The sequence below is a fragment of the Vibrio injensis genome, from assembly GCF_001895205.1.
GTDB classification, from domain to species: domain Bacteria; phylum Pseudomonadota; class Gammaproteobacteria; order Enterobacterales; family Vibrionaceae; genus Vibrio; species Vibrio injensis.
The window spans coordinates 1-8,603 of the sequence record NZ_BDJF01000015.1; the positions used below are offsets into that span (position 1 = coordinate 1).

Sequence of the window (8,603 nt, forward strand, 5' to 3'; positions counted from 1 at the left end):
CGTAATTTCTCTGATCATAATTTTCCTGAAAAAAACATAACGCCCGCTTAAGGGGCTGACAACGCCACTACCAAGTTACCGCATAACACTGAAACCACCAAAATCAACGCACAATAAAAATGCCACGCGTTGGAAGTCCCTCTTGAAGCGTTTGTTATGCTTTATTACCTATTGATTAAATTGAACTTTTTCAACATTTATTGGTTCAATCCACTTTAACTCAAAATGATAAACTTGCCTACTTTCAGCAAACATTGTTGCCGATAAGATCCCAAATAAGTTGAAGCGAATTAGCCTGCGGAATCAAGGGGTCAACAACACCAAAAGAAGAGACCTTTCAGCGATAATTGAACCTTTTGTGTACACAATTTTTCAGAACAGAGCCGGACAAAAGCGCAAAATCATCGATAAACTTGCGCTAACCAAACACTGTCAGCAAATAAGATGTTCATGAAATCCCAAACATGCTGAAGCGAAATAGCCTGCGGAATCAATGATCCAGTAACACCAAAGAAAGAGACCTTTCAGCAACAGTTGAATCTTTTGCGTACACAATTTATCAGAGCAAAACCCGACAAAAACACACAAGCCTCGTTCAACTTTTAATAGCCATCAAAAAGAACAATAAACTCATAATATCAATAAATTAGAACAGGGAAACTTCTAAATCAGACCAAGCTTTCCCATTAAAATTTATATATTGATTTTGCTGAGGCTCAATAAAGCATAACGCCCGCTTAAGGGGCAGCCAACGCTACTACCAACTGACCGCATAACACCGTAATCACCAAAACCAACGCATAGTAAAAATGCCACGCGTTGGCTGTCCCTCTTGAAGCGTTTGTTATAACTCATTTAACCGACAAACTCTTCGAAGGGAATATCAAATTCTTTAGCTAAACCTTCATCGACCATCTCATTGAACCATGCCTTTAAAGCCACTTTCATTTCTGGCATTGAGGATTTCCACACAGGCTTAATGTGTTTAACCCAAAGCTCAATCTCTTTTGGAGTATATGTTTGATGCTTACACAAAATACGAGCAATTCTGATGATATTATCAGCTGATTCTTTGCCAATTATTTGACTAGGAACTGACCAATGTTTTTGACCTAAACAATCTGTGTAAAATCCGATTTGCTTCAGATCGTCTAGTAGCTCTGGAAAATCGTTTTTCTCGGAGTAAATACCACCAAAGTCACGCAGTTTTGTACAACCATTTGCAACCAAATATGGAAATACATACATCACATTCTTTTTTGTATGAGTGCGATAAGCTTTCCAAGCATCCTTGACTTCATTGCCATCTCTTGCGACTGCTAACTGACGTAAGATTGAAACTTTGCCTGCTTCCTCAATTGCTAACACAGCTATTGAATAAGCCGTCGGATAACTTTCAAGTTCAAAAAGTTTTTCAGCGTCACTCAACAGTCGATTCGCATTTTGTTGAGCAAAATTCATCCCATCTGCAGTCTCACTTGCACTAAGTGTATTTTTCCACTGTTTCAAATTTTTGCTCACTATTGCTCCTATGAGTTATAACGCCGCGTTAAGGGGTGAGCAACGCAACTACAAACTCACCGCATTACACTAAAAACTAATAAAATCAACGCATAACGAAAATGCCACGCGTTGCGAATCCCTCTTTAACGCCTTGTTAGACGAATATTTACGCCATGTATCGTTGCTCACTTAGATAATCGTCAATTTCATACAGCAACAAATCCATCGCATCTTTTACAGCAGTGATATACTTTTCAATATTTTGCATATCTGGCTGTATAGAATTTTCACCGTGCGCAATGCTATTACGTATATTTACCAATCTATCAATTTCGTCCAGTTGTCCCGTAAACTTTGAGCTATCAAAACCAAATGCGAAACATAAATCCTTAAAGACATTACTTTTAAGATTTGATTTTGTATCAACTTTCGTTTTGAACTTAAGCGGCTTACCTAGCAACTCATTAAAACTATGAGTAAATTGAATTTTCTGTTCAAATGACTGTTTACCACTTAGTGTTCGATACGCATCACCGAGGCTAACAACCACTAAATTGGTTGGTAGTTGAGTTGACTGTAAGCCCTGTTGATTTAGATGTTTCAAGACGATTTTCAGTGCATCGACCACGAAACCTTCCCAGTGCGCATAGATCATTGGGATGCACATTCGACACCAAAGCTGCTCTTCTACGTTAAGTGAATTTGCTTTATATTTTGCAAATTCACCATCTCGCCACTCATTGTTTATTGAAATCTCTTCAACAACTCTATGCACCTTCAAAAATCTCCATTGCTCGATCCATACGGGCTCTAATTCTCATATTAGAGAATGTACTGGTACCAATAGAGTTATACGCTTGATCATCAAGCAATCTTCGAATCGAACGTTCGATTTCTGCCTCATTTCCGACAATAGTTTTATATGACTTTGGAACGGCATATGCTAGTGAGTCGAAAATATGGTTAGCAAAGTTTCCTTTGGGCCTAAAAATCTCTTTTCCAAACTTATCTAGTAGGAAATTAATAAATTTCACAAATTCTTCTTTTTCACCTTCAATGTCGAATGGAATCGACGAGTTGGATACATCGCGCATAAACTCCGTAAGGAATTGGGCTACAGTTGTTTTAAAATTACCTTCTAAGTGCTTAAATGCGAAGTATCGAAGAGCAAGTTCTTCTAAGAACATTTCTTCTTTCTTCTTTGACGAAGGACTGATTAACTGTTCGTATTCAGGTATTTTAGCGACATCACGTAATACTTGATTGAGGTCTACAGGGTACGAACGGAAAATACAGTTTCTAATTTCTTGCTCTGACAGCGGGCTTGAGCCAGTATTCAAACGATTGAATAACTCATAGCGAACATCTTCTTTACTGTCCCAACGAACAATTTCAACTCGACAAACTGACCGTTTAATCGTTGTTTTCAACTTCAAAGGTAAGGTCCTGATGGTAACTTCATTTAGTTCTTTAACCATTTCACCTTCAGTAAGAGTTGAATTATTTTTACTTGGAACTGACTCTAAAAGCCCAAAGAACGCAAAAATGGTTGAAATTCTTTGCAATCCATCAACAACCTCCCATTTACCTTCATCATCTTCCGCTACGAATATTGGAGGAATTGGGATGCCTAACAAAACAGACTCAATGAACCGAGTTTGTTGAAATAGAGACCACCTAAATACCCTTTGGTATTCTGGAGTAATGAATAGATCTCCATCCTCGTACATATTCATTAATTCACCAAATGACATGTCCAATCGATCTGTTTTCAGTGAATTTCTTTTACTTGAAATGATTTCTTCTAACATTAGGATAACCAACTGTTCTGAACTAATTTATTTTATTTTACCACAGGCAATATCGATTGCCCTATATTCGTCTAACGCCCGCTTAAGGGGCTGACAACGCTACTACCAAGTTTCCGCACAACACTAAAACCACCAAAATCAACGCATAATGAAAATGCCGCGCGTTGGAAGTCCCTCTTGAAGCGTTTGTTATGCTTTATTACTCATTGATTAAATTGAACTTTTTAAAAATTTATTGGTTCAATCCACTTTAACTCAAAATGATAAACTTGCCTACTTTCAGCAAACATTGTTGCCGATAAGATCCCAAATAAGTTGAAGCGAATTAGCCTGCGGAATCAAGGGGTCAACAACACCAAAGGAAGAGACCTTTCAGCGATAATTGAACCTTTTACGAGCACAATCTATCAGAGCAGAGCCGGAAAAAAGCGTACAATCATCGATAAACTTGAACTGACCAAACACTGTCAGCAAGTAAGGTGTTCATGAAATCCCAAACATGCTGAAGCGAAATAGCCTGTGGAATCAATGAGCAAGCAACGCCAAAGAAAGAGACCTTTCAGCAAAAATCGAACCTTTTGCGTACACAATTTATCAGAGCAAAACCCGAAAAAAACACAAAAGCATCGTTCAACTTTCAGTAGCCACAAAAAAGAACAATATACTCATATTATCAATTGATTAGGATGAAAAACCGCCAAAATCAGACCAAGCTTTCCTATTAAAATTTGTGCCTTAATGTTACTGAGGCTCAATAAAGCATAACGCCCACTTAAGGGGCTGACAACGCTACTACCAACTTTCCGCATAACGCCGTAACCACAAAACCCAACGCATAATAAAAATGCCACGCGTTGGAAGTCCCTCTTGAAGCGTTTGTTATGCTTTATTATTTATTGATTATATTGAACTTTTACAATGTTCATTTGTTCGAAGCAGTTTAACTCAAAATGACAAACCAGCCTACTTTCAACAATCATTGGTGCCGATAAGATCCCAAACAAGTTGAAGCGAATTAGCCTGCGGAATCAATGGGTCAACAACACCAAAGGAAGAGACCTTTCAGCAACAATCGAACCTTTTGCATACACAATTTATCAGAGCAAAGCCGGACAAAAGCGCACAATCATCGATAAACTTGCGCTAACCAAACACTGTCAGCAAGTAAGATGTTCATGAGATCCCAAACATACTGAAGCGAAATAGCCTGTGGAATCAATGAGCAAGCAACGCCAAAGAAAGAGACCTTTCAGCAACAATCGAACCTTTTGCGTACACAATTTATCAGAGCAAAAGCCGACAAAAACACAAAAGCCTCGTTCAACTTTCAATCGCCACAAAAAAGAACAATAAACTCATAATATCAATAAATTAGAATAGGAAAATTTCCAAATCAGACTGAGTTTTCCCATTAAAATTTATATATTGATTTTGCTGAGGTTCAATAAAGCATAACGCCCGGTTAAGGGGCAGCCAACGCCACTGACAACTTAACGCATAACACCGTAAACCACAAAGACCAACGCATAGTAAAAATGCCGCGCGTTGGCTGTCCCTCTTGAACCGTTTGTTATGTGCACATATAATTTGTCTAACTATGTAATACATTGTATGCACAAAGGTACTATTTATGAGAACGGAAATGCTAAGCACGCGTATTGACCACGACACGAAAATTGCGTTCACAAACGTCTGTGATGAGATGGGTCTAAGTACATCACAGGCCATAAAGTTATTTGCAAAAGCGGTTATTAATCATGGTGGAATCCCTTTTGAGCTGCGAGTTCCACAGCCTAACGAGGTTACTGCATCTGCAATTCAAGAGCTCGTTGAAGGAAAAGGACATAAAGCTGAATCCGTTGAAGCTATGCTGAATGAGCTTACTGAAGGCAAAGTTAAGCATGTATAAACTCGAATACTCAACACAATTTAAAAAAGATTTCAAAAAGATAACTAAGATGCCGATTTCAGACATCATTGAAGTCGGCAATGTTATTTCTAAGCTGCAACGCGGCGAAAAGCTTGAACCCAAGAATGTTGACCATCCGTTAACTGGAAATTGGGTTGGATTTCGAGACTGCCACATTAAACCCGACCTAGTGTTAATCTATCGAGTTTTTAACGATCAACTACAACTAGCGCGCATTGGTTCACATAGTGATTTATTCTAATGAGTCAATTGTGCACATAACGCCCGGTTAAGGGGCAACCAACGCTACTACCAAGCTTCCGCATAACACCGTAACCACAAAAACCAACGCATAGTAAAAATGCCACGCGTTGGTTGTCCCTCTTGAACCGTTTGTTATGTTTTATTACAACTAGATGATTTTATTGTAAATATTCTTAGGATCATCAACTAATTTAAGACATTATTGCCTTACTTCTAAAAAGTGTTTTTTTGCAAGATAAGCAAATATGTTTATAACGATGATCAGCATGAGCTGTTAATGGTTGAAAAATCACTTTATCTGAACCACAACTAAAGCATTTCGCACTTTCTGAATCTGCCGTTTTACATTCGGGATGCTTTATCAAATAATCCTCAAGTGTCGGTAATTTGTGCCAATCATCATCCTGTGGCTTCGAATATATTACGAAATAGTAGAATATTGCAGCAGCGCCCAAAGCTAAAACCAACCAAATGAAATCCATTTCTGTTCCTCAAGTTATCCCGAAAACATAACGCCCGGTTAAGGGGTGAGCAACGCAACTACCAACTCACCGCACAACACCGTAATCACCAAACTCAACGCAAAACAAAAATGCCACGCGTTGAGGGTCTGCTTGAATTGTTTGTTATACCGTTACTGACAGTTAATCCAATATCTAGCCAAAGGCCTCGGAAAAACTTTACCCATAACGATTTTTTCAAACTCACCACCATTCGATTCAATTACACCTCTTGATGCAAAATTATCTTCATAGGCCGTAATCAGCGCTCGTGCAATACCTAGTTCAATGGCTTTTGGCAACGCTAACTTTAGCATTAACTTACCGTTACCTTTACCACGATAAGAAGGCGCTATATCATACCCAATATGACCAGCTTCTAGAGCAAGAAATTCATTGCCGATATTGTGCCGGATACGAATAGCGCCAAGAATTGACCTTGTATTGTCAACTAGCCAAAAATGACTACACGGGACATAACCCTCACGTAAGTTTATACCAGCAGCTTCATCACTTAATCGTTCAACGTACTTGGTAAAATTAGTTTTGCCATCACGGTAATAACCTGCATTTTCAACATCATTTTGAGCAAAGTCATCATAAAAACATTCAAAGGCAGACTTAAACTCTTGCGATGGTACAGCTAACTCCATGTTATTTTCTCCGATAAGGTATAACGCCCGCTTAAGGGGCAGACAACGCTACTACCAACTTACCGCATAACACCGTAATCACCAAAACCAACGCATAGTAAAAATGCCGCGCGTTGGCTGTCCCTCTTGAAGCGTTTGTTAGGCTTTTATGCGTCTATCTTAGCTAGTTCAACGGTAAAGCCCATGTTTTGTAACCTTCGACTGTGATGACGCAGGTTTACTTTTGAAAAAAATGGCAAGTGCACCTCACCTTTCTTTTTGTGCATAATTGCGAGGACAACTCTATGCGTACGAGGTGACTCATCTTTGTTAAACACAACACTCAAGTAAGTATCGTCTAAGTGCTTGTTCACTTGTGCAAGCACTGAGTTATCATTTAACAATAGTTCAGTTGCAACAGTGGCTTGTGAAAACAAATGACTCAATACCGAAGAGGCTCCATATTTTTTAACATGAATAAATGCATTGCATTGAGACAATAAGTCGCAAAATTCTATTCGAGTTCCTATGCCTTGAGGGTGGACCCATTTTTGATCCAAAAGGGCAAAGTTCTCACCATCTGCAATTTTTTTGAGATACTCACCTTCTGTAAGAGTTCCATATGGTGGGAAGTCGATTTTCGATCTAGGTAAATGTTTGAAATACTCGTTAACCGAATTACTGAATTTTCTTTCGACTCTATACCATTGGGAATCATTTAGAACGAATATATCGCCTTCTAACTCTACTTCTCCATTTAGACAACGAAAAATTGACCATGACTTGACTTGAATTTCAGCAGAGTTATAAGCGTAAACTTGTTTACGCTTTAATGTCTCCACATTTGTTGGTAGCTTCAATTTAGCTTCTTTAACATATGATTCCAAGTCAAGTTCAGGGTGCATGCAAACTGAACAACCTTTTTTGGCTCTTGTTGTATACACAAAACCTGAAAAGTCCCCATAATCAATTATTTCAGGACATGCAATCCAAATTGAGTCATAATCTTGGGCGCTAAATTTCTGAACTATATTATCATTTAATATTGATATAGTTTCCGGATCAGTTACGGCTTGTATAAAGTCGACCCAAGGGTAATTGGACAAATACTTATCCGAAGCATATGCGGACATTATTCTGTCAGCAATTTTAGGTAGTTCCTCAAGACTTACTTTTGTATATAAGGATACAGAGTCGTAACCTGAGACAATTTCTAGTTCCTCATCTTCAGTATCAACAACAGCAGATATTGACTTTAAAATTTCGTGATCGAACTCGAAATCAAAATCTGAAACGTTTGTATTTTTAGAAGTTTGAGAGCGTGTCTTAAGTGCAACTTTGTCTAATGTTGACTTATCTATTGATTTAATTTGCTCTGAATCACCAATATTGAGTGATACTCGTAGTCCGAAACCGCGCTGAATTACATGTGGAAAAAGTAGTGACTTCGCGTGTCCGAATGTAAAAGCAATTAACCTTCCTTCTGCCTCTACCAAAAACATTCCACAAATACTCTCAGCATAAAACATGGATTCGTCAACATCAGGATGATTGGAAAAAATATCACTCCATTTAGGCTTAGATCTCGCGCTCTTAATGTAGAGACTGTAGGTGCTATCGTTTATGTTAACTTCGATCTTCCTAGCATTTTTCTTAGGGTTGATTATGTCGGCCTCTTCGTAGCCTTCTTTAATTAGGTATGCAACGACATTGAGCTTCATTTAATCCCTCACCACTTCCACAGATACAAAACCAATATCTCATCAAAGTTATTCATATGGTATGACATTCGTCATAAATATGGGCAGTCGTGATAAATAGCCTAACGCCGCATTAAGGGGCAGACAACGCTACTACCAACTCTCCGCATAACACCGTAATCACAAAAACTAACGCATAATAAAAATGCCACGCGTTGGCTGTCCCTCTTAAATGCTTTGTATGGATAATAACTAACGAATAAGGGTAAAGTGAGACCCAGACT

Annotated in this window: 8 protein-coding genes; 2 read left to right on the plus strand and 6 right to left on the minus strand. The window is 38.5% G+C overall.

The genetic code is table 11. The features are described 5' to 3' along the window. Positions 1 to 855: 855 nt before the first annotated feature. From BSR11_RS05080 to BSR11_RS05090, 3 genes are all read right to left on the minus strand, one after another. The gene (locus BSR11_RS05080) at positions 856 to 1,521 is read right to left on the minus strand and encodes an AbiV family abortive infection protein (RefSeq protein ID WP_072669386.1); all 666 of its coding nucleotides are present in this window, start codon (positions 1,519 to 1,521) and stop codon (positions 856 to 858) included. 148 nt (positions 1,522 to 1,669) lie between these two features. Further along, the gene (locus tag BSR11_RS05085; protein WP_072669387.1) at positions 1,670 to 2,278 is read right to left on the minus strand and encodes an MAE_28990/MAE_18760 family HEPN-like nuclease; all 609 of its coding nucleotides are present in this window, start codon (positions 2,276 to 2,278) and stop codon (positions 1,670 to 1,672) included. Further along, the gene (locus BSR11_RS05090) at positions 2,271 to 3,314 is read right to left on the minus strand and encodes a DUF262 domain-containing protein (protein ID WP_072669388.1); all 1,044 of its coding nucleotides are present in this window, start codon (positions 3,312 to 3,314) and stop codon (positions 2,271 to 2,273) included. Before BSR11_RS05090 ends, BSR11_RS05085 begins: the two co-directional genes overlap by 8 nt. A gap of 1,630 nt (positions 3,315 to 4,944) precedes the next feature. Between BSR11_RS05090 and BSR11_RS05100 the strand changes: the two genes are divergently transcribed. Further along, entirely contained in the window at positions 4,945 to 5,223 is a 279-nt protein-coding gene (locus BSR11_RS05100) for a type II toxin-antitoxin system RelB/DinJ family antitoxin (protein ID WP_001258569.1), read from the plus strand. After that, a complete protein-coding gene (locus BSR11_RS05105; RefSeq protein WP_000277238.1) occupies positions 5,216 to 5,485 on the plus strand; it encodes a type II toxin-antitoxin system YafQ family toxin in 270 nt (89 codons plus the stop codon). The genes BSR11_RS05100 and BSR11_RS05105 overlap by 8 nt, the downstream gene beginning before the upstream one ends. A 193-nt stretch (positions 5,486 to 5,678) precedes the next feature. Here BSR11_RS05105 and BSR11_RS05115 read toward each other — a convergent pair whose 3' ends face one another. From BSR11_RS05115 to BSR11_RS05130, 3 genes are all read right to left on the minus strand, one after another. Then, the gene (locus tag BSR11_RS05115) at positions 5,679 to 5,969 is read right to left on the minus strand and encodes a hypothetical protein (protein ID WP_072669389.1); all 291 of its coding nucleotides are present in this window, start codon (positions 5,967 to 5,969) and stop codon (positions 5,679 to 5,681) included. 152 nt (positions 5,970 to 6,121) lie between these two features. After that, on the minus strand, positions 6,122 to 6,640 hold the full coding sequence (locus BSR11_RS05125) for a GNAT family N-acetyltransferase (protein WP_072669390.1): 519 nt from the start codon (positions 6,638 to 6,640) through the stop codon (positions 6,122 to 6,124). 146 nt (positions 6,641 to 6,786) lie between these two features. Next, positions 6,787 to 8,340 carry a TIGR04141 family sporadically distributed protein gene (locus tag BSR11_RS05130; protein WP_072669391.1) on the minus strand — a complete coding sequence of 518 codons (1,554 nt, stop codon included), beginning with the start codon at positions 8,338 to 8,340 and terminating at the stop codon, positions 6,787 to 6,789. Positions 8,341 to 8,603 lie beyond the last annotated feature (263 nt).

Excerpts from the sequence above, each read along its gene's own strand:
- BSR11_RS05090 (WP_072669388.1), bottom strand. The coding sequence starts at position 3,314 with ATGTTAGAAGAAATCATTTCAAGTAAAAGAAATTCACTGAAAACAGAT.
- BSR11_RS05100 (WP_001258569.1), top strand. The coding sequence starts at position 4,945 with ATGAGAACGGAAATGCTAAGCACGCGTATTGACCACGACACGAAAATT.
- BSR11_RS05105 (WP_000277238.1), top strand. The coding sequence starts at position 5,216 with ATGTATAAACTCGAATACTCAACACAATTTAAAAAAGATTTCAAAAAG.
- BSR11_RS05115 (WP_072669389.1), bottom strand. The coding sequence starts at position 5,969 with ATGGATTTCATTTGGTTGGTTTTAGCTTTGGGCGCTGCTGCAATATTC.
- BSR11_RS05125 (WP_072669390.1), bottom strand. The coding sequence starts at position 6,640 with ATGGAGTTAGCTGTACCATCGCAAGAGTTTAAGTCTGCCTTTGAATGT.
- BSR11_RS05130 (WP_072669391.1), bottom strand. The coding sequence starts at position 8,340 with ATGAAGCTCAATGTCGTTGCATACCTAATTAAAGAAGGCTACGAAGAG.